The following is a 652-nucleotide window of genomic DNA, read 5'->3' as shown; positions in this document are numbered from 1 at the left end:
AAGAGAAAGAAAAAGGCGAGCTGTTTGTAAAAGGGTGGTCTCGTGGAGCTTCGAAGAAGAATGCAACGAAGACAATCTTATTGAATTCTTTGATAATAACCCGTTTGCGTATGACGACATCAATCGTCTGGCAGCGCAAGATTCCCTTTTTTTCTAAGATCCCGCGAAAAGCTAATTGATCACTTACTGCTCGAATGGCAATTGCACAGTTGCCCGCCGGGCAGTAAGACTCCAACAATTAAACATCTCCAGCACGTTAAAAAAGTCACTGGTAAGACTCCCTCCTTACTAGCAAAGTACGAATCCAGCTCCGTACCGCACGAACTCAGATACATTTACAAGTTATTTCTTGACTTTTATAATGGTGATAAATTCAGTTACAGCGAATTTAACGCCTGGCAAGATTATATAGGTGTAGAACTTGATTTCAGAGAGCGTGAACTAATTCGGCAGATTTGTCTTGAACGGCAAGCATTTGATATTAGGCGTCAACAAGAACTTATGCAACACGCTCAGACCAATAATAAAGGAGGTAAATAATGGCTGATGCAGCTGACATCGTCATTAGAGTCCGTGCTGAAGGTATCCAGAATGCTGAAACAGAGGGCCCTTTTCAAACACTCCGAGCCACCGAGACTAAGGCGAAAACCGT

General features: G+C 42.8%; 2 protein-coding genes. One reads left to right on the top strand and one right to left on the bottom strand.

Features of this window, described 5'->3' with window-relative positions; all coding sequences use genetic code 11:
• Window positions 1-238, bottom strand: a 238-nt coding sequence (locus BM613_RS15455) for a hypothetical protein (RefSeq protein ID WP_219930733.1), incomplete at its 3' end; no start/stop codon positions are given.
• Here BM613_RS15455 and BM613_RS15905 point away from each other — a divergent pair.
• Complete coding sequence (locus BM613_RS15905) at window positions 202-540, top strand: phage tail assembly chaperone (RefSeq protein ID WP_109431872.1); 339 nt, start codon at window positions 202-204, stop codon at window positions 538-540. The two genes, BM613_RS15455 and BM613_RS15905, sit on opposite strands and share 37 nt — an antisense overlap.
• Window positions 541-652: the final 112 nt, after the last annotated feature.

The organism is Sulfoacidibacillus thermotolerans (assembly GCF_003144315.1).
Lineage (GTDB): Bacteria > Bacillota > Bacilli > Alicyclobacillales > SLC66 > Sulfoacidibacillus > Sulfoacidibacillus thermotolerans.
The sequence above is the reverse complement of the archived record's forward strand: the minus strand, read 5'-3'. Positions and strand labels throughout refer to the sequence as shown.